This is a genomic window from Micromonospora sp. NPDC049081, from assembly GCF_040648835.1.
Taxonomy (GTDB): Bacteria; Actinomycetota; Actinomycetes; order Mycobacteriales; family Micromonosporaceae; genus Micromonospora; species Micromonospora antibiotica.
The window spans coordinates 66,577-89,702 of the sequence record NZ_JBEZEK010000011.1 but is presented as its reverse complement, the minus strand read 5'-3'; the positions used below and the strand labels follow the sequence as shown (position 1 = coordinate 89,702).

Sequence of the window (23,126 nt, the reverse complement as noted above, 5' to 3'; positions counted from 1 at the left end):
CCAGCAGTACCGCAGCGGCCTCGCCGAGGCATGGCCACCCGCCACCAACGACGCCGCCAAGGCGTACCTCGGTGAACTGGACGAGCTGATCAGCAGGGTGCAGCACACCCACGACACAGCCGCCGCCAACCACGACGCCCTCGCCGCCGCCGCCCGCGCCATCGACAGCACCAGACCGCAACTGAGGCGCCTACACGACGAGTACGCGACGAAGCTCCAGCAGAAGCGGGGGTACGAAGCGACGCTGGCCGACCCCAAGGCGGCGATGGGCAGCCGGGTGGTGGACCCACCGGTGAGCGATGGCGACCTGGAGCGGCTGAACGTACAGGCACGCGGGATCATGTTCGGGCTCAGTGGTGAACTCCAACAAGCCCAAGCAATGCTCCAAAAACCCCCTCCCAGACCGAGGCCAACACCGGGGGTAGATCAGAGCAGCCCCGACACATACGCATTACCCCACGAAGGGCCTGCAATTCCACCGATTTTGCCAATTCCTATCCCACAGAAAGAGTCCATAACGAGGCCGGGGTCGAGTAACCAAGCACGATTGCTACCAAATCAAACAACTAACACCGTGGGACCGATCCTCGGTAGCGCCGGCACTGGAATTGCTCCACCTCCCGCGATTCAGGGATCGCTCGGCCCAGCACCGCAAGTCGCGCCCGGAAGTAGCACCAACTTTCCTCCCCTCTCGCCAATAACCGGCACGAGCAGCCGAGGCGATCAACCCGGGCCGCCTCAACCTCCACGCGACAATCCTGTCCGAACAGGATTTGGAAACAACCACAGCCCTTCACCAACCCTCCCCGCTCGCCAAGTACCACCTAACGGCCTAATTGGAGGACCGCCGGGAATTGGCTTGGGGCAACCTAATGGCACAACCTCATCACGCCGCATTAACCCTATCGGCGGTGTAATCGGCGGCGGCGGCGCTGGAACTACACCAACAGGCGCGGCAGGAACAAGGCCCCGCAGCGCCCGATTTACTCAGTCCAACAATGTTCCCGGAATCTCGCCCCTAGGTGGCACTACCAGCCCGCCAGGCGGGCCGTTCGGACTGCTGGATCACGGCAGTTCATCCAATAGCAAGCTGCGTCAGTGGAATCCAGACAACCCCTGGGAGGCAGCGGAAGGCGTGCCTCCAGTAGTTCACCCCCCTGACGAGCAAGGCCCTATTGATCCAGGGCCAGCCATCGGATTCGATCGTTGATTAGAAGAGCCGCACAGAGAGCAACCATTTCCCTTACTTTTTTGACGACCCTCATTCCAGGAGTTCCTTCTGGGATCCAGTCAGCAAATCCCCCTGCATCTGTCAGGGAAGACCAGTGGCATCTGCGATACTTAAAGGTTGACGAGGCGCACCAGATCAGCCGCGGTGCAGGCGTCGTAGTAGCAGTGCCAGACACAGGGGTGGAAGAGCATCCCGACCTATACAGAAATCTTCTTTCTGGAATTGACCTCACATACAAAGGAGGCGGCGACGGCCATCAGGACCAAGATAGCCACGGAACAGGGATGGCTGGCCTAATCGCAGCCCACGGGGAAGCTCAAGGGGGCGCGCTCGGAATTGCACCAATGGCCAAGATAGTGCCGGTGCGAATCAAGGTATCCAACAAGCAGGGCAATAGCGACGACCTCGCTGCAGGGATCCACTACGCGGTATCAAAAAAAGTGGGCGTAATCAGCATCTCAATGACAGGGGAGCCTGATCTTCGACTACAGCTGGCCGTCAAAGAAGCAACTGAAGCCAACATTGTTGTTGTAGCTGGAGCAGGCAACCAACCCAACCAACGAGACGTTGGATACCCGGCCGCCTATCCGGGTGTCATAGCAGTGGGCGGGACAAGCAAAAATGGTAAGCATGCCTCCATCTCTGTGAGTGGTCCTGAGGTTGATGTTGTTGCGCCGGCTGTCGACATCTACAGCACCAGCATCAACGGCAAGTACCGCAAGGGAACCGGTACGTCCGATGCGACGGCCATTGTTGCCGGGGCGGCGGCGCTGGTCCGCTCGAAGTACCCCTACCTTCCCGCCGCCGAGGTCGTACACCGGCTGACGGCCACCGCTGTCGACAAAGGTCCTCCCGGCCGGGACGACGAGTACGGCTATGGAGTCATCGACCTGGTGGCCGCGCTCACCGCCGATGTCCCACCCCTCGGCTTCGAGAGCGTCACCGCCGCTCCCCCGCAGGCAGGGACGACGAGCGCAGCCACGTCATCGTCCGGTGGGAACGACGATGGCGGTGCCGCCGCACGGGGGTGGGCGACGTTGGGGGTGATCGTGGCTGCCGGGTGCGGGTTCCTGGTGTGGCGTCGTCGCCGAGGTGCCGACGACCCGCCACCACGGATCAGCCGGTAGCGTCGGCCCGTGTCCAATTCTTTGCCGCTGCGCCTCGTACTCGCCTCGCAGAGCCCCGCCCGCCGCAAGTTGCTTCAGGCCGCCGGGATCGAGCCGGACGTACTGGTGAGTGGGGTCGACGAGTCCCAGGTGGTCGCGGATCGGGCCGAGAATCTCTGCCTGGAGTTGGCCCGGCTGAAGGCGCAGGCGGTGTCCGACCGGCTACGTACCACTGCCGACGAGCGGACTCTGGTGTTGGGGTGCGACTCGGTGCTCGCGTTCGACGGTGAGATTCTCGGCAAGCCGGCGGATGCGGCCGACGCCACCCGACGGTGGGAGCGGATGCGTGGGCGCAGCGGGGTGTTGCACACCGGGCACTGTCTGCTCGACGTGATGCGTGAGTCCCGCGCGGAGGCGGTGGCCTCGACGGTCGTGCACTTCGCGGACGTCACCGATGCGGAGATCGCCGCGTACGTGGCCACGGGTGAGCCGTTGGCGGTGGCGGGGGCGTTCACCATCGACGGGTTGGGCGGGGCGTTCCTGAACGGGATCGAGGGTGATCCGGGAACGGTGGTCGGGTTGTCGTTGCCGCTGCTCCGTGGGTTGTTGCGCGATCTGGAGCTGAGCATCACCGACCTGTGGTCGAAGGTCGCGCCGGGCGCCCAGGAGATCGAGCCGCTGGGCTAACGTCCGGTCATGACCACGAAGTCGCTGCCGCTGACGCCGGAACTGCACGCCTACCTCATCGCCCACGGGTCTCCGCCGGACGAGATCATCCGCGATCTGGCCGAGGAGACCCGCGCGGTGCTGCCGGCGCACGCCGAGATGCAGGTGGCGCCGGAGCAGGCGGCGTTCCTCACCTTCCTGACCCGGCTGCTGGGTGCCCGGCAGGCCGTCGAGGTGGGCACGTTCACCGGGCTGTCGTCGCTGGCGATCGCCCGTGGGCTGCCCGAGGACGGTCGGCTCACCTGCTTCGACATTTCGGAGGAGTTCACCGGTATCGCCCGGTCCTACTGGCAGCGCGCCGGGGTGGCCGACCGGATCGAGTTGCGCATCGGCCCGGCCGCGGAGACGCTGCGGGAGTTGCCGCACGAGCGTTACCTGGACTTCGCCTTCATCGACGCCGACAAGACCGGCTACCCGGTGTACTGGGCGGAGTTGGTGCCGAGGATGCGGCCCGGTGCGGTCATCGCGGTCGACAACACCCTGCGCGGCGGCCGGGTGCTCGCCCCCCGTGACGCCGCCGACCGGGCGATCGCCGCTTTCAACGACGAGGTGCTCGCCGACGTACGCGTCGATGCGGTGCTGCTCCCCCTGGCCGACGGCGTCACCCTCGCCCGGGTGCACTGACCGGCCGGCCGGGGGAATGGCGAGTTCGGCTCCCCCTGGGCCGATGTTGCGGTGTCCACCGCGCACCGATACCGCTCGGCGGCACACAGTCGATCACCTCCCCACAGCATCCGGCCGGGAAGCCGGGGTGCCGTGGGGAGGTGGGGTGACGGTCTGACGCGACGAGCGCGTGACCGGGCCTCGCCCGGGGTGGGGATCGTCAGCGGACGCTGCGGGCGAACTGTCGGGCCGCCCAGAAGACCCCGGCGGCGGCGAGCACCGCGATGATGCCCAGCCCCTGCCACACCTTGTCGTTGGCGAGGTCACCGGCGAACAACGCCCGGGTGCCGTCGACCGCCCAGGAGAACGGGTTCCACTCGGCGACCCCCTGGAGCCAGCCGGGGGCGAAGGTGAGCGGCAGCAGGATGCCGGAGAGCAGCAGCACCGGCTGGGCCACGGTGTTCATCAACGGGGCGAGCGCGTCCTCGCTCTTGACCTTGAGTGCGACGCCGTACGAGACGGCCGAGGTCATCAGCGCGATCAGGGCCAGCATGAGGTACGCCAGCAGCAGGTCCCCGATGAAGACCCGCAGGTCGAACAGGAGCGCCAGCAGGGTGATGATGATCGCCTGCACGATCAGCGAGACGACGTCGCGCAGGGAGCGGCCGAGCAGCAGGGCGAGCCGGCTGATCGGGGTGACCCGGGACCGCTCGATGACTCCGGCGCGCAGTTCGGCGATCAGGCCGAAGCCCTGGAACAGTCCGCCGAAGATGGCCAGCAGCACCAGCAGGCCCGGTACGAAGATCTTGTACGCGGCGGCCTGGGTGGGCGCGTTCAGCGCCGGCTTGAGCAGCGGGGCGAAGAGCAGCAGGTACATCACCGGCTGGAAGACGCCGACGAAGACCCAGACCGGGTTGCGCAGCAGCAGTTGAAGTTGGCGTTGGAAGATCAGCCAGGTGTCGCGGGCGAATTTCATCCGTGGTCTCCGGTGTCTCAGGACTCGCGCAGCGAGCGGCCGGTCTTGGTGAGGAAGACGTCGTCGAGGCTGGGGCGGTGCAGCTCGATGGAGCTCATGACCAGCCCGGCGTGGTCGAGCCGGCGCAGGACCTGCGGGATGGCGGTGGTGCCCTCGTCGACGTAGAGGCGCAGCCCGCCCTCGTCGACGGTCTCCAGCTTGTTGAGGTATTCCTCGCTGTCGAGGAGTTCGGCGGCCTGCGGGGTGCTCGCCACGTCGAGGCCGACGAGCACGACGTCGCCGGAGATCTCCCGCTTCAGCTCGGCCGGGGTGCCCTCGGCGACCACCTCGCCGTGATCCATGATCGCGATCCGGTCGCAGAGCGCGTCGGCCTCGTCGAGGTAGTGCGTGGTGATGAAGACGGTCATCCCCTCGGTACGCAGCCGGCGGATCTCGTCCCACATGTGCGCGCGGCTCTGCGGGTCGAGGCCGGTGGTCGGCTCGTCGAGAAAGACGATCTTCGGCTCGTGGATGATGCCGAGGGCGATCTCCACCCGTCGCCGCTGGCCGCCCGAGTAGGTCTTGCACTTGCGGTCCGCGTACTCGGTGAGCTGGAAGGCCTCCAGGGCGCGGACCGCGCGGCGGTGCGCGTCGGCCTTGCCGATGCCGTACATCCGGGCGTGCAGGACGAGTTCCTCGCGGGCGGTGCTCTCGTCCCAGGTGCTGCCGCCCTGGGCGACGTAGCCGATCCGGCGGCGCACCTCGGCCGGGTCCTTGCGCAGGTCGGCACCGGCGATGGTGGCCTCGCCGCCGTCCGGCTCGATGAGCGTGGCGAGCATCCGCAGGGTGGTGGTCTTGCCGGCGCCGTTGGGGCCGAGGAAACCGAAGATCTCTCCCGCCGGGACCTGGAGGTTCACCCCCCGGACGGCGTCGACCGTTTTCGTCTCCCGACCCTGCCGGGAGCGGAACGACTTCCGCAGCCCTCTGGTCTCGATCATCTCTGCTCCTGGTCGTCCGGGCCGGGTGGTGCCGGCCGTCGTCTGCCCCCGTGACGCCATGCGGCGCACTCCCGCAACGGGCCGGAAGCAGGCTAACGCGATATAGCTTCTATGGTCAACGTTGATTATTACTTTTCTCGGCGGGCGGCGGAGCACCGTCGGCCGCGCCGGGCGGCAGAGCGCCGTCGGCCGCGCCTGGCGGCGGAGCACCCTCGGCCGTGCCGCGCTGCGGAGCGCCGTCGGTCCAGCCGGGCCAGACGCCCGCCCCCGTCAGCCCAGCAGGCAGGTACGACACCCCCGAGTCGATCCGCTCGGCGATCCGCCCGCACCACGCCATCTCCGCCTCGGCCCGGGCCAACCACAGCTCGAACATCCAGGTCACGTGCACCGGCCTGCTGTTGCGCACCCAGTCGGAGTCCAACGAGGCACGCATCGACTCGACACCGGCACGCAGCAGATTCGCCCGGTTGCGCAGCGCCGCCGCCGCCTCCTCGCGGGGCATCGCCGGCAGGAACGAGAAGGCCGACGCGAACGGGTCCGGCACCTCGTGCAACTGCCACCACTGCGCCCGCAGCAACGTCTCGAACTCCTCGTCCCCCTTGGGCGTCACCTCGTAGGTGGTGCGCGCCGGACGGGCACCGACCTGCTCGGTCGCGACCGCCCGCAACAGGTCCTCCTCGGTCAGCTTGCGCAACGCGTGGTAGATCGAGCCGGGCTGCACGTTCGCCCACTTGTCGGCACCCCAGCTCAACAGCTCGCGGCGTACGTCGTAGCCGTGCACGGGCTGCATCCACCGGACCAGCCCCAGGATCATCAACCGAGTCGCAGACACCGTACAAGCGTAATAACCAAGTTTGACTAGTCGACCGCGCCCACAGTGCGGCATCCCACACTGAATGATCGTTAGGGGGCCTCCGGGCTGCCGATACACTCCCGAGGCAACGACCCCGGGAGGAGCACCAAGGTGCGCAAGGTACTCATCGCCAACCGTGGAGAGATCGCCGTCCGCGTCATCCGGGCCTGCCGCGACGCGGGTCTGGGCAGCGTCGCCGTCTACGCGGACTCCGACCGGGACGCCCTGCACACCACCCTCGCCGACGAGGCGTACGCCCTCGGTGGCGACACCGCCGCCGACAGCTACCTGCGCATCGACAAGCTGATCGAGGTGGCCCGGCGGGCCGGCGCGGACGCCGTACACCCGGGTTACGGCTTCCTCTCCGAGAACGCCGACTTCGCCCAGGCCGTGCTGGACGCGGGCCTGACCTGGATCGGTCCGACCCCGCAGGCGATCCGCGACCTCGGTGACAAGGTCACCGCCCGGCACATCGCCCAGCGGGCCGGCGCGCCCCTGGTCCCCGGCACCGCCGACCCGGTCGCCGACGCCGACGAGGTGACCGCCTTCGCCGTCGAGCACGGCCTGCCGGTCGCCATCAAGGCCGCCTTCGGCGGGGGCGGGCGGGGCCTCAAGGTGGCCCGCACCCTGGAGGAGATCCCGCACCTGTTCGAGTCGGCCACCCGGGAGGCGGTCGCCGCGTTCGGGCGCGGCGAGTGCTTCGTCGAGCGCTACCTCGACCAGCCCCGGCACGTCGAGGCGCAGGTGCTGGCCGACCGGCACGGCAACGTCGTCGTGGTCGGCACCCGGGACTGCTCCCTGCAACGCCGGCACCAGAAGCTGGTCGAGGAGGCCCCCGCGCCGTTCCTCACCGACGCGCAGCGCAACCAGATCCACGACAGCGCCAAGGCGATCTGCCGGGAGGCCGGCTATCACGGCGCCGGCACGGTCGAATACCTGGTCGGCGGCGACGGCACCGTCTCCTTCCTGGAGGTCAACACCCGGCTCCAGGTGGAGCACCCGGTCACCGAGGAGACCGCCGGCGTCGACCTGGTCCGCGAGCAGTTCCGGATCGCCGACGGCGAGAAACTGCGGTTCACCGCGGACCCGACCCCGCGCGGGCACGCCATCGAGTTCCGGATCAACGGCGAGGACCCGGGCCGCAACTTCCTGCCCGCCCCCGGCACCATCACCGCGCTGCGGCTGCCCACCGGCCCTGGCGTCCGGGTCGACACCGGGGTCAGCGCCGGTGACGTGATCGGCGGCAACTTCGACTCGCTGCTGGCCAAGGTGATCGTCACCGGCGAGACCCGCGCCGAGGCGATCGAACGGGCCCGCCGGGTGCTCGACGAGATGGTCGTCGAGGGGATGGCCACCGCGCTGCCGTTCCACCGCCTCGTCGTCCGGGACCCGGCGTTCACCACCGAGCCGTTCACCGTGCACACCCGGTGGATCGAGACCGAGTTCGACAACCCGATCCCGGCGTTCACCGCCACCGCCGGCCCCGCCGACACGGCGGCGGCACGCGAGACCGTCGTGGTCGAGGTGGGCGGCAAGCGGCTGGAGGTCACCCTCCCCGCCGGCCTCACCGGGGGTACGACCACCGCAGCCCCCGCCGCCCGCCGGCCGGCCCGCCGGGGTGGCGGCACCGGCACGGGTACGGCGGTCAGCGGCGACGCGCTCACCTCCCCCATGCAGGGCACCATCGTCAAGATCGCCGTCGCGGACGGGGACACCGTCGCCGAGGGGGACCTGGTCGTCGTCCTGGAGGCGATGAAGATGGAGCAGCCGTTGCACGCGCACAAGGCGGGCACGGTCGCGGGGCTCGCCGCCGAGGTGGGTGCGGTGCTCACCGCCGGTGCGGCGATCTGCACCATCGCCTGACCCGCTCCACGGCCCCGCCGCCTGTTCCGCCTTCCGGCCGTACCCCCTGGTGGGGCCGGCAGATGCCCGGCCCCCGCCGCCGGACGGCCCCCGCAGCGGTGGGGTGGTCTGGGCCACCGACGGCGGCGGGACGGGCCGGAAGCGGGAATGATGGCGGGGTGAGGTTCCTTCATGGCGCGGTGCCCGCGCACGACCTGACCTACAACGACGTCTTCATGGCCCCGGCCCGGTCCGAGGTCGGTTCGCGGCTCGACGTCGACCTGTCCACCGGTGACGGCACCGGCACCACCATCCCGCTGGTGGTGGCGAACATGACGGCGGTGGCCGGCCGGCGGATGGCCGAGACGGTGGCCCGGCGCGGTGCGATCGCGGTCATCCCGCAGGACATCCCGATCGAGGTGGTCGCCACCGTGGTCGACTGGGTCAAGCAACGGCACCTGGTGCACGACACCCCGATCACGCTCGGCCCGACCGACACCGTCGGCGACGCCATCCACCTGCTGCCCAAGAAGTCCCACGGCGCGGTGGTGGTCGTCGACGAGGCCGGTCGGCCGGTGGGGGTGGTCACCGAGGCGGACACCCACGAGGTGGACCGGTTCGCCCAACTCCAACACGTGATGTCGACCGAGCTGCACACGGTGCCGGCCGACGCGGACCCGCGTACCGGATTCGAACGGCTCAACGCGGGACGGCGGCGACTGGCCCCGGTGGTCGACGACGACGGCCGCCTGGTCGGGGTGCTCACCCGGCAGGGTGCGCTGCGGGCCACCCTCTACCGGCCGGCCGTCGACGACCGGGGTCGGCTGCGCATCGCGGCGGCCGTCGGCATCAACGGTGACGTCACCGGAAAGGCCGAGGCGCTGCTCGCGGCAGGCGTCGACACCCTAGTGGTGGACACCGCGCACGGGCACCAGGAACGGATGATCTCCGCGTTACGGGCGGTCCGCAAACTGGACCCCCCGGTCCCGGTGGCCGCCGGCAACGTGGTCACCGCCGAGGGGGTACGCGACCTGGTCGAGGCGGGCGCGGACATCATCAAGGTCGGGGTGGGACCGGGCGCGATGTGCACCACCCGGATGATGACCGGGGTCGGCCGACCCCAGTTCTCCGCCGTGCTGGACTGCGCGGCGGCGGCCCGCGCCCTCGGCCGGCACGTCTGGGCCGACGGCGGGGTACGCCACCCCCGGGACGTGGCGCTGGCGCTGGCCGCCGGTGCGTCCAACGTGATGGTGGGCTCCTGGTTCGCCGGCACCTACGAGTCGCCGGGTGACCTCTACACCGAGCCGGACGGGCGACGCTACAAGGAGAGCTTCGGGATGGCCTCGTCGCGCGCGGTCAGCGCCCGGACCGCCGAGGACAGCGCCTTCGACCGCGCCCGTAAGGCGATCTTCGAGGAGGGCATCTCCACCGCCCGGATGTACCTGGACCCGGCCCGCCCCGGCGTCGAGGACCTGATCGACGAGATCATCTCCGGGGTACGCAGCGCCTGCACCTACGCCGGCGCCCGCACCCTCGACGAGTTCCACGAACGCGCCCTGGTCGGCATCCAGAGCCACGCCGGCTACACCGAAGGCATGCCCCTCCCCACCAGCTGGTAACCCCCACCCCCTCCCCTCGCCCCCGCCCCCGCCCCGCCCCCGGGCGAGTTGATCAAGAAGTTTACGTCACCCCACCCGCCCCAACTGACGCAAACCTCTTGATCACCCCACCGTCTGAGCGCCTGAGGCGGTGATCAAGAGATTCGCGTCAGGAATTCCGTTGCCGGTGACGTAAACCTCTTGATCACCCGAGCAGAGGGGTTAGTGAGGCGGTGATCAAGAAGTTTGCGTCGGGAATCTGGCGGTGGGTGACGTAAACCTCTTGATCAACTCGCCCTAGGGCGGGCGGGGCGAGGGGGCGGGGATGAGGGGGCGGGGGTGGGTGGGGTGGGTCAGGGTGGGGGGATTAGGTGGCGGATTACGGTGCGGGCGGCGGCGCGGGGGTCGGCGTCGATGTCGGGGGGTAGCGCGCCGGAGAGCCAGAGCGTGGCGAAGCCGTGCACGATCGACCAGGCGGCCAACGCGTCCGTCCGTGACTCGCCCGGCTCGGCCCGGTGCGGTGGCAGGGCCGCCACGCCGAGGTGCAGCGCCGCACCCGCGCGCTCCCGGGCGGCCCGCACCTCGGGGGTGTCGGCCCGGTAGAGGTCGGGTCGGAACATCACCTCGAAGTGCGCCCGGTGACTGACGGCGAAGTCCACGTAGGCCACCCCGACGTCGAGCAGGTCGTCACCGGCTGCGGTCAGCGCGGCGGCCAGCAGGTCGAACCCCTCGACGGCGAGGGCGGTGAGCAACCCGGCCTTGTCGCCGAAGTGGTGGGTCGGGGCGGCGTGCGAGACGCCCGCGCGGCGGGCGAGGTCGCGCAGGCTGAGCGCCGCCGGGCCGGATTCTTCGATCGCCGCCACCGCCGCCGTGAGCAGGGCGCGAGGCAGATCTCCGTGGTGGTAGGCGCGGGTGACGGTCATGACACGATCGTATCTTTACGTTGACAAGAAAGCGATCGGGACGGCATCTTGGCAATATAAAGATTTGCGCCTCAGGAGGTTCGCATGGTTCCGTTCATCGCTCTGCTCGTCGGCACCGCCGTCGCACGCCTGGTCGGCCTGGCGGGCGTGGACGCGCTCGACGGCTGGCACCCCGCGCTCCGCGTCGGCCTGGCACTACTTTTCGTGCTGACCGGTTTCGCCCACTTCACCTCGCCCCGCCGGGAGGGTCTGATCGCCATGGTCCCGCCCCGCCTGCCCTTCCCCGGCGCCCTGGTCACCGCGACCGGAGTGCTGGAGCTGGCGGGCGCGGTGGGCCTACTGGTCCCGGTCACCGCCCGCCCGGTCGCCGCCGGCCTGGCCCTGATGATGGTGGCGATGTTCCCCGCGAACGTCTCGGCGGCCCGACGCCACCTGACTCTGGCCGGTCGACCTGTCACCCCGCTCGGTCCGCGTACGGCGCTCCAGATCCTGTACGTCGGAGCAGCCCTGGCCATTTCGTTTGGCCCCTGACGGTCCGGGGGCTAACATACTCAGCGTGCAGATGGAACCACTGGCTGCCTATCCCGACGTGCTCCGCACCGTGCCGCTCGGGCGGCTGCTGTCGGTCGCCGGCCACCTCGTCGACCAGCACTGGGGTCGCTATCTGGCCGAACACCACGGCCTGACCCCGGCCGGGATGAGGGTGCTGTTCACCCTGAACCACCTCGACGACGCCACCCACCGGGACGTTGCCGACCGCTGTTTCGTCCGGCCCGCCACCCTCACCGGGATCGTCGACACCCTCGAACGGGACGGTTTCGTCGAGCGCCGCCGCGACGACGCCGACCGGCGGACCGTCCGACTGGCGCTGACCGACAAGGGGCGGGAACACATCCGCTCCCTGGTCGACCGGATGCGCACCGACACCCCGCTCACCTCCGTCGACGCCGACCCGGCCCGGCGCGCGGTGATCCGGGATTTTCTGATCGAGGTCATCACGACCATGTCCGACGGGGAGGACAAGAGGTTGACAACACAGCACCAGGACACGACCGACGACCCGAGGCCCGGGAGCCATCCGTGCTGATCAGTCTGCTGCGCCGCTACCTGCGGCCCTACCACCGGCCGCTGGGCGCGGTGGTGCTGCTCCAGTTCGTCGGCACGATGGCCTCGCTCTACCTGCCGAGCCTCAACGCCGACATCATCGACCTGGGGGTGGCCCGGGGCGACACCGACTACATCATCCGTACCGGCGGTTGGATGCTGCTGGTCAGCCTGCTCCAGATCGCCTGCGCGGTGACGGCGGTCTACTTCGGCGCACGGACCGCGATGGCCTTCGGCCGGGACGTCCGCTCGGCGATCTTCAGGCAGGTCAACCGGTTCTCCGCCCGCGAGGTGGCCCGCTTCGGCGCACCCTCGCTGATCACCCGCAACACCAACGACGTGCAACAGGTGCAGATGCTCGTGCTGATGAGCTGCACCATGCTGGTCGCCGCGCCGATCATGAGCGTCGGCGGGGTGGTGATGGCGCTGCGGGAGGACATCGGCCTGTCCTGGCTGATGCTGGTCAGCGTGCCGGTGCTCGCCATCGCACTGGGCCTGGTCATCCGCCAGATGGTGCCCGGGTTCCGGCTCATGCAGACCCGCATCGACACGGTCAACCGGGTGCTCCGCGAGCAGATCACCGGCATCCGGGTGGTCCGGGCGTTCGTCCGCGAGCCGTACGAGACGCAGCGGTTCGGGGTGGCCAACGCCGACCTGACCGCCACCGCCCTGCGGGTCGGTCGACTGATGGCGCTGATCTTCCCGGTGGTGATGCTGGTGCTCAACGTCTCCAGCGTCGCCGTGCTGTGGTTCGGTGCCCAGCGGGTCGACTCCGGGCAGATCCAGATCGGCGCGCTGACCGCCTTCCTGGCGTACCTGATGCAGATCCTGATGGCCGTCATGATGGCCACCTTCATGCTGATGATGGTGCCGCGCGCGGCGGTCTGCGCCGAACGCGTCACCGAGGTGCTGGACACCGAGTCCACTGTGGTGCCACCGGCCGAGCCGGTCACCCGGGTCGACGGCCACGGTGAGCTGGAGCTGCGCGGCGTGGCCTTCCAGTACCCGGGGGCCAGCGCGCCGGTGCTGCACGACATCTCGTTCCGGGCCACCCCGGGGCGGACCACCGCCGTGATCGGCTCGACCGGCGCCGGCAAGACCACCCTGCTGACCCTGATCCCCCGGCTGGTCGACCCGACCGCCGGCACGGTGCTGGTCGACGGGGTCGACGTCCGCGAACTGGCCCCCGAGGAGCTGTGGCGGCGGATCGGCCTGGTGCCGCAGAAGCCCTACCTGTTCACCGGCACCGTGGCCAGCAACCTGCGCTACGGCAACCCGGACGCCACCGACGAGGAGCTGTGGACGGCGTTGGAGATCGCCCAGGCCCGGGACTTCGTGGCCCAGATGACCGGCGGGCTGGACGCCCCGATCACGCAGGGCGGGACGAACGTCTCCGGTGGGCAGCGGCAACGCCTCGCCATCGCGCGGGCGCTGGTCCGTAAGCCGGAGATCTACCTGTTCGACGACTCGTTCTCGGCGCTCGACCTGGGCACCGACGCCCGGTTGCGGGCCGCGCTGCGCCCGGTCACCGCCGACGCCGCAGTGGTGATCGTCGCCCAGCGGGTCTCCACGATCATCGACGCCGACCAGATCATCGTGCTGGAGGACGGAGGCGTGGTCGGGATGGGCCGACACGACGAACTGCTCGACGACTGTCCGACGTACGCCGAGATCGTGGCGTCCCAGCAGACGACGGGGGTGCCGGCATGACCGCCGTACCCGAGCAGAAGAAGGCCCCGGAGGAGACCACGCCGAAGCGGCTGCCGGCGGCCGGCCGGCGCACCGGCGGGCCGCCGTGGATGAGCGCCGGCATGCCGGCGGAGAAGTCGATGAACTTCGGGCCGTCGGCCCGCCGGCTGCTCGGCCGGCTGCGACCGCACCGCGTGCCGCTGACCGGCATCATCGCCCTGGCGGTGACCAGCGTCGGGTTCAGCGTGATCGGGCCGAAGATCCTCGGCCACGCCACCGACATCATCTTCGCCGGGGTGATCGGCCGGCAGTTGCCTGCGGGCACCACCGTCGACCAGGCGGTGTCCGGGATGCGGGCCTCCGGCAACGACAACCTCGCCGACATGGTCGCCCGGATGGACGTGGTCCCCGGGGCCGGCATCGACTTCGACGCCCTCGGCCGGACGCTGCTGTTCGCCCTCGGCCTCTATGTCGCCGCCAGCCTGCTGATGTGGTGGCAGGGCTGGCTGCTCAACGGGGTGGTGCAGGCCACCGTGCTGCGGTTGCGTGCCGAGGTGGAGGAGAAACTCAACCGGCTGCCGCTGCCCTACTTCGACCGGCAGCCGCGCGGCGAGCTGCTCAGCCGGGTCACCAACGACATCGACAACATCTCGCAGACCCTGTCGCAGACGCTGAGCCAACTGCTCACCTCGCTGCTGACCGTGGTCGGCGTACTGGCGATGATGTTCTGGATCTCGCCGCTGCTGGCGCTGGTCGCGCTGGTCGCGGTGCCGCTGTCGGTGATCGTGACGCAGCAGATCGCCAAGCGGTCGCAGCAGAAGTTCATCGCCCAGTGGACCCACACCGGCGAGCTGAACGGTCAGATCGAGGAGGCGTTCACCGGCCACGAACTGGTCAAGGTCTTCGGTCGCTCCCCGGAGGTGGAGGCCACCTTCCACGCCAAGAACGAGGAGTTGTTCCGGGCCAGCTTCGGCGCCCAGTTCATCTCCGGGATCATCATGCCGGCGATGATGTTCGTCGGGAACCTCAGCTACGTGGCGATCGCCGTGGTCGGCGGGCTGCGGGTGGCGTCGGGGTCGATGAGCCTCGGTGACGTGCAGGCGTTCATCCAGTACTCGCGGCAGTTCACCCAGCCGCTCACCCAGCTCGCCTCGATGGCGAACCTGCTCCAGTCCGGGGTGGCCTCCGCCGAACGGGTGTTCGCCGTCCTCGACGCCGACGAGCAGAGCCCCGACCCGGCCACGCCGGCCCGGGTCGTCGAACCGCACGGCCGGGTCGAGTTCGAGAACATCTCCTTCCGGTACGACCCGGACAAGCCGCTGATCGACGACCTGTCGCTGGTCGCCGAGCCCGGCCACACCGTCGCCATCGTCGGCCCCACCGGCGCCGGCAAGACCACCCTGGTCAACCTGGTGATGCGCTTCTACGAACTGGACGCCGGGCGGATCACCCTCGACGGGGTGGACATCACCACGCTGCGCCGCGACGACCTGCGCGGCCGGATCGGCATGGTGCTCCAGGACACCTGGCTGTTCGGCGGCACCATCCGGGACAACATCGCCTACGGCCGGCCGGACGCCACCGAGGAGGAGATCCTCGCCGCCGCGCGGGCCACCTTCGTGGACCGGTTCGTCCGTAGCCTCCCCGACGGGTACGACACCGTCATCGACGAGGAGGGCAGCAACGTCAGTGCCGGGGAGAAGCAGCTCATCACCATCGCGCGGGCGTTCCTGGCGGAGCCGTCGCTGCTGATCCTGGACGAGGCGACCAGCTCGGTGGACACCCGTACCGAGGTGCTGCTGCAACGGGCGATGGCGGCGCTGCGCTCCGACCGGACCAGCTTCGTCATCGCGCACCGGCTGTCCACGATCCGCGATGCCCACCTGATCCTGATGATGGAGGACGGGCGGATCGTCGAGCAGGGCACCCACCAGCAACTGCTCGCCGCGCGGGGGGCGTACCACCGGCTCTACCAGGCGCAGTTCGCCGCGGCGGTGGTCGACGACGAGGTTGCGCCGGCAGCGGCGGCACCGGCACCGGCCCGGGGCTGAGTGACAGACCGGTGCGGGGGCCGGGGGGACGATCCCCCGGCCCCCGCACCGTCAGCCGGCCGGGAGGAACTGCGCCGAGCGGGCCGCCACCACCGCGCCGATCAGCCGCACCGCGTCCGCCGCCGGCATCGGGTCGAGGCTGCGACCGTCGCGCAGCCGCAGGGCCACCGCGTCGGCGGCGGCCTCGCGGGCCCCGACCACCCCGACGTACGGCACCCGGCGGCGGGCCGCGTCACGGACCCGGGCACCCAGCGAACCGCCCGCGTCCACCTCGACCCGCAGCCCGGCGTCGACCGCCCGGCGGGCCACCCGGTCCACCGCGTCGGCCTGCCCGGCGTCGACCGGCAGGAGCAACAGCTGCACCGGGGCGTACCAGGGCGGGAAGGCGCCCTCGTGCGCCTCGATCAGATAGGCGAACAGCCGCTCCATGCTCCCGACCAGGCTGCGGTGCACCAGCACCGGTCGTCGCCGGGCACCCGCCGCATCGGTGTACGACAGGTCGAACTTCTCCGGCTTGTCGAAGTCGATCTGCACGGTGGAGATGGTCGACTCCCGGCCGGCCGCGTCGACGATCTGGATGTCGATCTTCGGGCCGTAGAAGGCGGCCTCACCGGGCACCTCCACGTGGTCCACCCCGTCGAGGGCGGCCCGGAGCAGCTCTTCGGCGCGTGCCCAGGACGCGTCGTCCCCGACGTACTTCGCGCCCGGCCCGCGCAGCGACAACCGGAACCCGGCCGGGCGGACGCCGAGCGCCGCGTGCGCCTGGCGGATCAGCCGCAGGATCTCCCGCACCTCGTCGCCGACCTGCTCCAGGGTGCAGAAGTTGTGCGCGTCGTTGAGCGAGATCGCCCGCACCCGGGCCAGCCCGCCGAGCACCCCGGACCGTTCCGCCCGGTACATCCCACCCAGCTCGCCGACGCGCAGCGGCAACTCCCGGTAGGAGCGGCCCCGGGCCCGGTAGACCAGCGCGTGGTGCGGGCAGAGCGCCGGCCGGAGCAGCAACTCGTCGTCACCCATCCGCATCGGTGGGAACATCTCGTCGGCGAAGTGGCCGAGGTGCCCGGACAGCGCGAACAACTCGCGCCGGCCCAGCGGTGGCGAGTAGACGTGCTGGTAGCCGGCCCGGCGTTCCAGCTCGCGGACGTACTCCTCGACGGCGTGCCGGGCCGCCGCGCCGGCCGGCAGCCCGGCCCCCGCGAGCGGATCGGAGACGAACAGGTCCAGCTCCCGGCCGAGCCTACGGTGGTCGATCATGTCGCGCTCCTTGATCGGGTACGACCCGGAGGCGACCGTGCCCGCGACGCCACGAGGCCCCGGGCGGATCGCCCGGGGCCTCGTCGACGGTGAACGTCAGTGCGGCACGCCGGGATCTCCCGGCGTCGTGGTCACCACAGCACTGCGCATACCGTCACCGTACGACCCCGGCGACGTCCGGGGCGAACGCTTTACGGCCGACCGGCCTCCGGCGCGGTCCCCCGGCCCCGCGCGGTCCGGCACGGCGCGCCGCGCGGCGCGGTCCGGCGCTGCGGTCCGGCGCTGCGGTCCGCTGCGGCGCGGTCAGCGCTTCTCGCAGGCGACCTTGTCCTTGTCCCGGTCCAGGTGGGTGTTCTTCGCGTAGACCGAATCCGACACGGTGAAGTTCGTGACCGGCTTGGTGCTGCCCCGGACCTTGTCCTTCGCGCCCTTCTTGCCCACCCCGTGCTTGTACTTCTTGTTCAGTTCGGTGCAGTTCTTGTACTTCGTCGCCGCCGCCTCGGCCGGGCCGGTCACGACGACGAGGGTGCTGCCGAGCGCCAGGGTCACGGCGAGCGCGCCCCGCACCAGGATGGAAACCATCTACGAGCCTCCGAAAGGAATGTCGGTTGAGCCCGGAACGCTATCCGGGCGACACCGGCGGGTGGGGCGTCGTGTCCCCGGGCCGACAGCCGGTGTGTCCGAACGATGATCACCGGTCGGCCGGTAGCGGCGCGACGCCGCTGTGACGGCCGTGAGACGTCGTACGACCCGCGCGGCCGACCGCCGGGAAGGGGGAGGGTGCCCGGCTCGACCGGGGTGCGGGTGACCGGCGCAGCCGGGGTCGGGCCGGCGGCACCGGTCCGACCCGCCGGGTCGTCGCCGCGCGGCTGGGGTCAATCACCGGGTCCGGGCCGGTGACGGCGATACGGTTGGCTCAGTTGCCATCGTCAGAATCGACAGCCGTCATGATCAACGATCATCATCCGTGGCCGGCGCAGAGCGGGGGACCGGACCGGATCCGACGCTCACCGGTGAGGCGTTCCCGCTGGTCAGCACGCGGCTGTCCGGGTTCACCGGGGTGGAGATTAGGAGGGTCGCCGGCACGGGACCTGCCGGCGACCCACGGCGGCCCGCTCGTCAGGAACGGGGGACCCGACGGGTGGGGGGCCGCGTACCCAACGGTACGCCGACGACCGACGATCCGCCGACCCCCTCCGGGCGGCGAGCGGCGAACGGCGGACCGCGAGCGGCAGACGGCAGGCGGCCCATCACGCTGCTACCGGCGGCACACGGCGCGCAGTCGCGCGGTCTCCCCAGCAGGCCCCGGTGGTGTCCGTGGTCACCACCTGCCGGTCCGGGTGCCGGTGCGGGTGAAGCCACCGGGAGGCTCGGTGCCTGGAATCGACCCTGACCGGCGAGGTGGCAGTCGTGCCCGAGCTACTCACTGACGTCGCATCACCCCTGCTGGCGTACCTGCTGCTGATGGGCCTGCTCGTCGCGGACGCCTTCGTGCCGGTCATCCCCACCCAGGCCGTCATGATCACCGGCGGTGCGCTCACCGTGGTGGGTGGGCTGAGCCTGCCGTTGACCATCGGCGTCGGGGCGCTCGGCGTCTTCGTCGGCGACCTCGCCTGCTACCTGCTCGGCCGCAGCGCCCCGCACCGGCGACCGGCCCGGCACATCGCACCCGGTCGGGCCCGCCGGGTCGCCGGTCGGGTCACCCGGGGGCTGCGCCGCCCCGGACCGCTGACCATCCTGCTCTGCCGGTTCGTGCCCGGCGGCCGGATGGCGGCCTGCTTCTCCGCCGGCCGCAGCCGCTACCCCTACCGGCTGTTCCTCTGCTACGAGGCGCTGGCCGCCGTCGGCTGGGCCAGTTACGGGGCCATGGTCGGCCACCTCGGCGGCACCGCGCTCACCGGATCGGCCTGGCGGTTGGGGCTGATCGCGGCCGCGGCGGCGGTCGGGTTCGGGGCGGCCGGCTGGACGATGACCCTGCTCAGCGCCCGCGCCGCCAGCCGGGACACCCGCACCGACCTGAGCGCGTCCACATCCCCACCGGCATAAGGTTTGCTTATATTGACGGGGTGTGGGACATCAAACTGCATCCTGAGGTGGAGGCGTGGTTTCTCAAGCTGTGTCGCGCCGACCCCCCAAGCGCAGATCTGGTCAGCGAAGCCATCGATCTTCTTGCCGAGCATGGCCCGGCACTGGGACGTCCGTTGGTGGACCGCCTCAAGGGCAGTTCGTTCCACCACATGAAGGAACTGCGCCCGGGGTCGAGCGGCACCACGGAGATCAGGCTGATCTTCGCCTTCGATCCGCAACGCGAGGCGGTCTTTCTGGTCGCTGGTGACAAGTCGGGACAGTGGCAGAGTTGGTACCAGAGGGCCGTCCCGCTCGCCGACGCCAGGTTCGGGGAGCATCTGATCGCACTGAAGGAAGCGCAACGATGAGCAACGGATCCGACTGGCGTGAGGTCAAAGCCAAGGCCCGCGAGCTGGACCCCTCCTGGGAGAACCCCGAGCGGATCGCCCGGCGCAGCCGGTTCCGCGAAAAGATGCTCGCCTCGGTGAGCGGCGCGCAACTGGCCGAGATCCGCCGGCAGCTCGGCATGACCCAGCAGCAACTCGCCGAGGCATCCGGCCTGTCCCAGGCCAGGATCAGCCAGATCGAGACCGGCGAACACACCAGCCTGGAGACCCTTCGCGCGTACGTCACCGGACTTGGCGGTCAGGTGGACGTGGTCGTCCGCATCGGGAACATCCAACTCAACGTGGCCTGAGATGCCACCGCCGGTCGGCTTGTCGGTCGACCGGCACCGCACGTCAGCCTCCACTGCGGCTGACGTCGCACGGTCGGGCGTCGGTCAGCTGCTCGACCGACGCCCGCCGAGGTCATCGGGTCATTCGAGTTCGTGCAGCATGAGTTGGCGGGCGGCCTCGGTGATCGAACCGGACAGGCTCGGATAGATGGTGATGGTCTGCGCCAGCTCGTTGACGGTGAGGTTGTTCTCGATCGCCATGGTGATCGGCAGGATCAGCTCGCTGGCCTTGGGGGCGACCACCACGCCGCCGATCACCTGACCGGTCGACGGACGGCAGAACAGCTTGACGAAGCCGTCGGCCAGGTCGTCCATCTTCGCCCGGGCGTTGCCGGTCAACGGCAGCATCACCTGACGGGCCAGGGTCCGGCCGGCGTCCGCCTCATCCTGCGAGACACCCACGGTGGCCAGCTCCGGGTCGGTGAAGACGTTCGCGGCGACGGTCCGCAGCCGCAGCGGCCGGACCGCCTCGCCGAGGGCGTGCCACATCGCGATCCGGCCCTGCATGGCGGCCACGCTGGCCAGCGGCAGCACGCCGGTGCAGTCGCCGGCGGCGTAGATACCGGGGACGTTGGTACGCGACACCCGGTCGACCGTGACGTAACCGCCCTTGGCCAGCTCGACGCCGTACTCGGCCAGGCCGAGGCCGGCGGTGTTCGGGATCGAGCCGACGGCGATCAGGGCGTGCGAGCCCGTCACCACCCGCCCGTCGGAGAGGACCACCTCCACCCCGTCGTCGGTACGCCGGACCGCGTCCGCCCGGGAGTTGTTGAGGATGCTCATGCCCCGGCTGCGGAAGACCTGCTCGATGGCCATCGCCGCGTCGGCGTCCTCGTGCGGCATCACCCGGTCCCGGCTGGAGACCAACGTCACCTCGACCCCCATCGCCTGGTAGGCGCTGGCGAACTCGGCACCGGTGACGCCGGACCCCACCACGATCAGGTGGCTGGGCAACTCGGGCAGGTCGTACACCTGCCGCCAGGTGAGGATGCGCTCCCCGTCGGGCAACGCGGTGGGCAGCTGACGCGGGGTGGCACCGGTCGCGACCAGCACGGTGGACGCGGCGATCGAGTATTCCTCGCCACCGTCGGTCGGGGTGACGACGACCCGGTGGGTGTGACCCAGGGTGTCCTCGCCGAGTCGGGCGGTGCCCGCGACGAAGGTCACCCCGGCCTTGATCAGCTTGGCGTGGATGTCGGCGGACTGGGCCAGGGCGAGCCGCTTCACCCGCTCGTGCACGGCCCGGGCGTCGACCGTGACCGCCTCCAGGCCGTCGGAGTGGATGCCGAACGCCTCGGTGTCCCGGTAGCCGGTCACCACCTCCGAGCTGGCGATGAAGGTCTTCGACGGGACACAGTCGGAGAGTACGCAGGCACCTCCGGCGCCGTCGGCCTCCACCACGGTGACGTCGGCGTCCAGCTGGGCGGCGACCAGGGCCGCCTCGTAGCCGGCCGGCCCCCCGCCGATGATCACGATGTGGCTCACAGCCCTCGCCCTCTCTCGGTGTTCACAGTGACTTTCTTCTCCCGAACCCGTGCGACACGCACCGTCGTATTCTCCCCCACCCGTCTGCCGGGCTATCGTCATCGCCGTGCGTCACTACGCGGCCTACGGCTCAAACCTGGACCCTGCCCGGATGCGTGCCTACTGTCCGCATTCGCCGATGGTGGGCGTCGGCTGGCTGGAGGGGTGGCGGCTGACCTTCGCGGGCGAGGACGTGATCGGCTGGGAGGGGTCCGTCAGCACCGTGGTCGAGTCCCCGGGCGACCGGGTCTTCGTGGCGCTCTACGACATCGACCCGTACGACGCCGCCCAGCTCGACGAGTTGGAGGGCGTCACCGCCGGCACGTACCGCAAGCTCACCGTGCGGGTCTTGACGCTGGACGGTGACGTGACCGCCTGGGTGTACGTCTTCGACGGCTACGAGGGCGGCCTGCCGACCGCCTGGTACCTGTCGGAGATCGCCAACGCCGCCGAGAAGGCGGGCGCACCCGACGACTACGTCTCCGAGCTGCGGTCCCGCCCCACCGGCACCGCCTCGGCGTAACGCGTGTCGCACCCGTCCAGTGTGCTACCGGCGTCGCTGACGCCCGACGGCGACCCCGTCGGGCGTCAGCTCCGGCACACACCGGGCCGACCGGCACGCACCAGGGCGGCCGGCGCGTGCCGGGCCGACCGGGACAGCCGGCACACACCAGGGCGGCCGGCGCGTGCCGGGCCGGTCAGGTGGCGGGCACGCTCCGCTCGTACAGATCGATCCAGCGGGTCTCGCGTAGCCCCACCGCGCGGTAGAGGGTGACCGGCGTCGTGGGGTTGGCCAGGTCGAACCCCAGCCCGGCGTGACCCCGGCCCTTGGCCGCGTAGACGGCGAACGCCCGCCGCAGCAGCGCCGCCCCCACCCCGCGCCGCCGGTACGCGGGCAGCACCGACAGCGTGCGCACCCAGCCCATGTCCTGTTCCAGCGCCTGGTCGGACGAGTTGAGCGCGCCCGCCGGCTCGCCGTCGACCTCGGCGAGGAACCACTCGTCCCAGACCCGCCCGCCGTCGGTGAGCCGGTCCCGCCAGCCCTCGAAGCCGATCGGCTCGTAGTCCGGGGTGTCCCGGAACGCCGTGTCGTGGATCCGGTGGAACAGCCGTAGGTCGGCCTCGTCGTCGGGGCGCAGCGGCCGGACGGTCACCCCGGGTGGGGGTGGCGGTTCGGCGGGCAGGTCGGCCAGTGACCGGCTCATCCGCAGGTACCGCTTGGCCCGGGTGAAACCGGCGGCGGTCAGCTCACCGGCCCAGCGGGTCTCCGGCGGGCAGGCGGCGGCGCGGACGGTCAGCGCGGGCCGGCCCCGCTCGGTGGCACGTTCGGCGATCCGGCGCAGCATCCGGTCGAGCAGTACGGCCCGCTGCTCCGTCGCGCGCTCCGGATCGACGAAGACGTCCAGGTATTCGCGGCCCACCCCGGTCGGGTTGTCGACAAGTGTCCAGCCGACCACCTGCTGATCAGGATCGGTCAGGACCCAGGAGTCGTGCTGCGGGTCGAAGAACGGCGCGGTCAGCGCGGCCCGGACGTCGTCGGCGTCGAAGTCGGGGTGGCCGATGGCGAACGTGTCGGCGGCGTGCACCACGGCGAGCAGCGCGGGCACGTCGTCCAGGGTGGGGCGGCGGGCGGTCCAGCCGGCGGGGAGCGTCACGCCGCAGATCCTGGCAGCCAGCCCGCCGCCCCGCCGCTGATTTTTCGGGTCGCCGACCGGCCGCACCGAACTGCCGCCCGCACCGGCCACACCACACCGCACCGCACCGCACCGCACGGGCCGGGCCGACTGGGACCGGCCGCACCGCACCCGGGCCGGGCCGACTGGGACCGGCCGCACCGGGCCGGGGCCGGGCGCACCGGGCCGGGCC

21 protein-coding genes are annotated in these 23,126 nt (G+C 70.6%); 13 read left to right on the top strand and 8 right to left on the bottom strand.

From position 1 onward, the window contains the following. Positions 1–1,251 precede the first annotated feature (1,251 nt). The 3 genes from mycP to AB0B63_RS17840 are packed head-to-tail and all read left to right on the top strand — an operon-like array spanning position 1,252 to position 3,687. Positions 1,252–2,358, top strand: coding sequence for a type VII secretion-associated serine protease mycosin (mycP, locus tag AB0B63_RS17850; RefSeq protein ID WP_357019736.1), 1,107 nt, complete (start codon positions 1,252–1,254; stop codon positions 2,356–2,358). Between the two features lie 9 nt (positions 2,359–2,367). Next, a complete protein-coding gene (locus AB0B63_RS17845) occupies positions 2,368–3,024 on the top strand; it encodes a Maf family protein (protein ID WP_357019733.1) in 657 nt (218 codons plus the stop codon). A 9-nt stretch (positions 3,025–3,033) separates the two neighbouring features. Beyond that, positions 3,034–3,687 (top strand): O-methyltransferase, encoded by a 654-nt coding sequence (locus tag AB0B63_RS17840; RefSeq protein ID WP_357019730.1) that lies wholly within the window; start codon positions 3,034–3,036, stop codon positions 3,685–3,687. A 199-nt stretch (positions 3,688–3,886) separates the two neighbouring features. Here AB0B63_RS17840 and AB0B63_RS17835 read toward each other — a convergent pair whose 3' ends face one another. The 3 genes from AB0B63_RS17835 to AB0B63_RS17825 form a co-directional block, all read right to left on the bottom strand. Beyond that, a complete protein-coding gene (locus tag AB0B63_RS17835) occupies positions 3,887–4,642 on the bottom strand; it encodes an ABC transporter permease (protein WP_208568600.1) in 756 nt (251 codons plus the stop codon). Between the two features lie 17 nt (positions 4,643–4,659). Then, positions 4,660–5,619, bottom strand: a complete 960-nt coding sequence (locus AB0B63_RS17830; RefSeq protein WP_208568601.1) for an ATP-binding cassette domain-containing protein — start codon at positions 5,617–5,619, stop codon at positions 4,660–4,662. Between the two features lie 115 nt (positions 5,620–5,734). Next, a complete protein-coding gene (locus AB0B63_RS17825) occupies positions 5,735–6,451 on the bottom strand; it encodes a PadR family transcriptional regulator (RefSeq protein WP_357019725.1) in 717 nt (238 codons plus the stop codon). A gap of 132 nt (positions 6,452–6,583) precedes the next feature. Between AB0B63_RS17825 and AB0B63_RS17820 the strand changes: the two genes are divergently transcribed. Together AB0B63_RS17820 and AB0B63_RS17815 are read left to right on the top strand one after the other, a co-directional pair. Then, complete coding sequence (locus AB0B63_RS17820; RefSeq protein WP_357019722.1) at positions 6,584–8,335, top strand: biotin carboxylase N-terminal domain-containing protein; 1,752 nt, start codon at positions 6,584–6,586, stop codon at positions 8,333–8,335. A gap of 158 nt (positions 8,336–8,493) precedes the next feature. Further along, positions 8,494–9,933 carry a GuaB1 family IMP dehydrogenase-related protein gene (locus AB0B63_RS17815; protein ID WP_208568603.1) on the top strand — a complete coding sequence of 480 codons (1,440 nt, stop codon included), beginning with the start codon at positions 8,494–8,496 and terminating at the stop codon, positions 9,931–9,933. Between the two features lie 332 nt (positions 9,934–10,265). On the opposite strand, the gene AB0B63_RS17810 is transcribed toward AB0B63_RS17815, so the two are convergent. After that, complete coding sequence (locus AB0B63_RS17810) at positions 10,266–10,835, bottom strand: TetR/AcrR family transcriptional regulator (RefSeq protein WP_357019718.1); 570 nt, start codon at positions 10,833–10,835, stop codon at positions 10,266–10,268. Between the two features lie 84 nt (positions 10,836–10,919). Here AB0B63_RS17810 and AB0B63_RS17805 point away from each other — a divergent pair, with 84 nt between their 5' ends. From AB0B63_RS17805 to AB0B63_RS17790, 4 genes are read left to right on the top strand one after another with little or no spacing between them, the layout of a single operon-like run. Beyond that, the gene (locus AB0B63_RS17805) at positions 10,920–11,366 is read left to right on the top strand and encodes a DoxX family membrane protein (RefSeq protein ID WP_208568605.1); all 447 of its coding nucleotides are present in this window, start codon (positions 10,920–10,922) and stop codon (positions 11,364–11,366) included. A 31-nt stretch (positions 11,367–11,397) separates the two neighbouring features. Next, positions 11,398–11,922: a MarR family winged helix-turn-helix transcriptional regulator gene (locus tag AB0B63_RS17800; protein ID WP_357019974.1), complete on the top strand. Its 525-nt coding sequence runs from the start codon at positions 11,398–11,400 to the stop codon at positions 11,920–11,922. Next, on the top strand, positions 11,916–13,649 hold the full coding sequence (locus tag AB0B63_RS17795) for an ABC transporter ATP-binding protein (protein ID WP_357019714.1): 1,734 nt from the start codon (positions 11,916–11,918) through the stop codon (positions 13,647–13,649). The genes AB0B63_RS17800 and AB0B63_RS17795 overlap by 7 nt, the downstream gene beginning before the upstream one ends. Beyond that, positions 13,646–15,679, top strand: coding sequence for an ABC transporter ATP-binding protein (locus AB0B63_RS17790; RefSeq protein ID WP_357019711.1), 2,034 nt, complete (start codon positions 13,646–13,648; stop codon positions 15,677–15,679). Before AB0B63_RS17795 ends, AB0B63_RS17790 begins: the two co-directional genes overlap by 4 nt. 51 nt (positions 15,680–15,730) lie before the next feature. On the opposite strand, the gene thrS is transcribed toward AB0B63_RS17790, so the two are convergent. Together thrS and AB0B63_RS17780 are read right to left on the bottom strand one after the other, a co-directional pair. Beyond that, the gene (thrS, locus tag AB0B63_RS17785) at positions 15,731–16,933 is read right to left on the bottom strand and encodes a threonine--tRNA ligase (protein WP_357019707.1); all 1,203 of its coding nucleotides are present in this window, start codon (positions 16,931–16,933) and stop codon (positions 15,731–15,733) included. 303 nt (positions 16,934–17,236) lie between these two features. After that, positions 17,237–17,515 carry an excalibur calcium-binding domain-containing protein gene (locus AB0B63_RS17780; RefSeq protein ID WP_208568609.1) on the bottom strand — a complete coding sequence of 93 codons (279 nt, stop codon included), beginning with the start codon at positions 17,513–17,515 and terminating at the stop codon, positions 17,237–17,239. An 828-nt stretch (positions 17,516–18,343) separates the two neighbouring features. Between AB0B63_RS17780 and AB0B63_RS17775 the strand changes: the two genes are divergently transcribed. From AB0B63_RS17775 to AB0B63_RS17765, 3 genes are all read left to right on the top strand, one after another. Beyond that, positions 18,344–18,979, top strand: coding sequence for a DedA family protein (locus AB0B63_RS17775; protein ID WP_357019704.1), 636 nt, complete (start codon positions 18,344–18,346; stop codon positions 18,977–18,979). Between the two features lie 68 nt (positions 18,980–19,047). Then, positions 19,048–19,368 (top strand): type II toxin-antitoxin system RelE/ParE family toxin, encoded by a 321-nt coding sequence (locus AB0B63_RS17770; protein ID WP_357019971.1) that lies wholly within the window; start codon positions 19,048–19,050, stop codon positions 19,366–19,368. Continuing rightward, the gene (locus AB0B63_RS17765; RefSeq protein WP_357019700.1) at positions 19,365–19,697 is read left to right on the top strand and encodes a helix-turn-helix transcriptional regulator; all 333 of its coding nucleotides are present in this window, start codon (positions 19,365–19,367) and stop codon (positions 19,695–19,697) included. The genes AB0B63_RS17770 and AB0B63_RS17765 overlap by 4 nt, the downstream gene beginning before the upstream one ends. Before the next feature lie 120 nt (positions 19,698–19,817). On the opposite strand, the gene AB0B63_RS17760 is transcribed toward AB0B63_RS17765, so the two are convergent. Further along, positions 19,818–21,221 (bottom strand): NAD(P)H-quinone dehydrogenase, encoded by a 1,404-nt coding sequence (locus AB0B63_RS17760; RefSeq protein WP_219467012.1) that lies wholly within the window; start codon positions 21,219–21,221, stop codon positions 19,818–19,820. 106 nt (positions 21,222–21,327) lie between these two features. Between AB0B63_RS17760 and AB0B63_RS17755 the strand changes: the two genes are divergently transcribed. After that, entirely contained in the window at positions 21,328–21,783 is a 456-nt protein-coding gene (locus tag AB0B63_RS17755; RefSeq protein WP_208568612.1) for a gamma-glutamylcyclotransferase, read from the top strand. Between the two features lie 175 nt (positions 21,784–21,958). On the opposite strand, the gene AB0B63_RS17750 is transcribed toward AB0B63_RS17755, so the two are convergent. Beyond that, entirely contained in the window at positions 21,959–22,915 is a 957-nt protein-coding gene (locus tag AB0B63_RS17750) for a GNAT family N-acetyltransferase (protein WP_208568613.1), read from the bottom strand. Between the last annotated feature and the right edge of the window lie 211 nt (positions 22,916–23,126).

What these genes read in the sequence shown, in the direction of transcription:
- thrS (WP_357019707.1), bottom strand. Translation starts at nt 16,933, where the DNA reads ATGATCGACCACCGTAGGCTCGGCCGGGAGCTGGACCTGTTCGTCTCC.
- AB0B63_RS17800 (WP_357019974.1), top strand. Translation starts at nt 11,398, where the DNA reads ATGGAACCACTGGCTGCCTATCCCGACGTGCTCCGCACCGTGCCGCTC.
- AB0B63_RS17835 (WP_208568600.1), bottom strand. Translation starts at nt 4,642, where the DNA reads ATGAAATTCGCCCGCGACACCTGGCTGATCTTCCAACGCCAACTTCAA.
- AB0B63_RS17810 (WP_357019718.1), bottom strand. Translation starts at nt 10,835, where the DNA reads ATGACCGTCACCCGCGCCTACCACCACGGAGATCTGCCTCGCGCCCTG.
- AB0B63_RS17780 (WP_208568609.1), bottom strand. Translation starts at nt 17,515, where the DNA reads ATGGTTTCCATCCTGGTGCGGGGCGCGCTCGCCGTGACCCTGGCGCTC.
- AB0B63_RS17790 (WP_357019711.1), top strand. Translation starts at nt 13,646, where the DNA reads ATGACCGCCGTACCCGAGCAGAAGAAGGCCCCGGAGGAGACCACGCCG.
- AB0B63_RS17840 (WP_357019730.1), top strand. Translation starts at nt 3,034, where the DNA reads ATGACCACGAAGTCGCTGCCGCTGACGCCGGAACTGCACGCCTACCTC.
- AB0B63_RS17765 (WP_357019700.1), top strand. Translation starts at nt 19,365, where the DNA reads ATGAGCAACGGATCCGACTGGCGTGAGGTCAAAGCCAAGGCCCGCGAG.
- AB0B63_RS17805 (WP_208568605.1), top strand. Translation starts at nt 10,920, where the DNA reads ATGGTTCCGTTCATCGCTCTGCTCGTCGGCACCGCCGTCGCACGCCTG.
- AB0B63_RS17830 (WP_208568601.1), bottom strand. Translation starts at nt 5,619, where the DNA reads ATGATCGAGACCAGAGGGCTGCGGAAGTCGTTCCGCTCCCGGCAGGGT.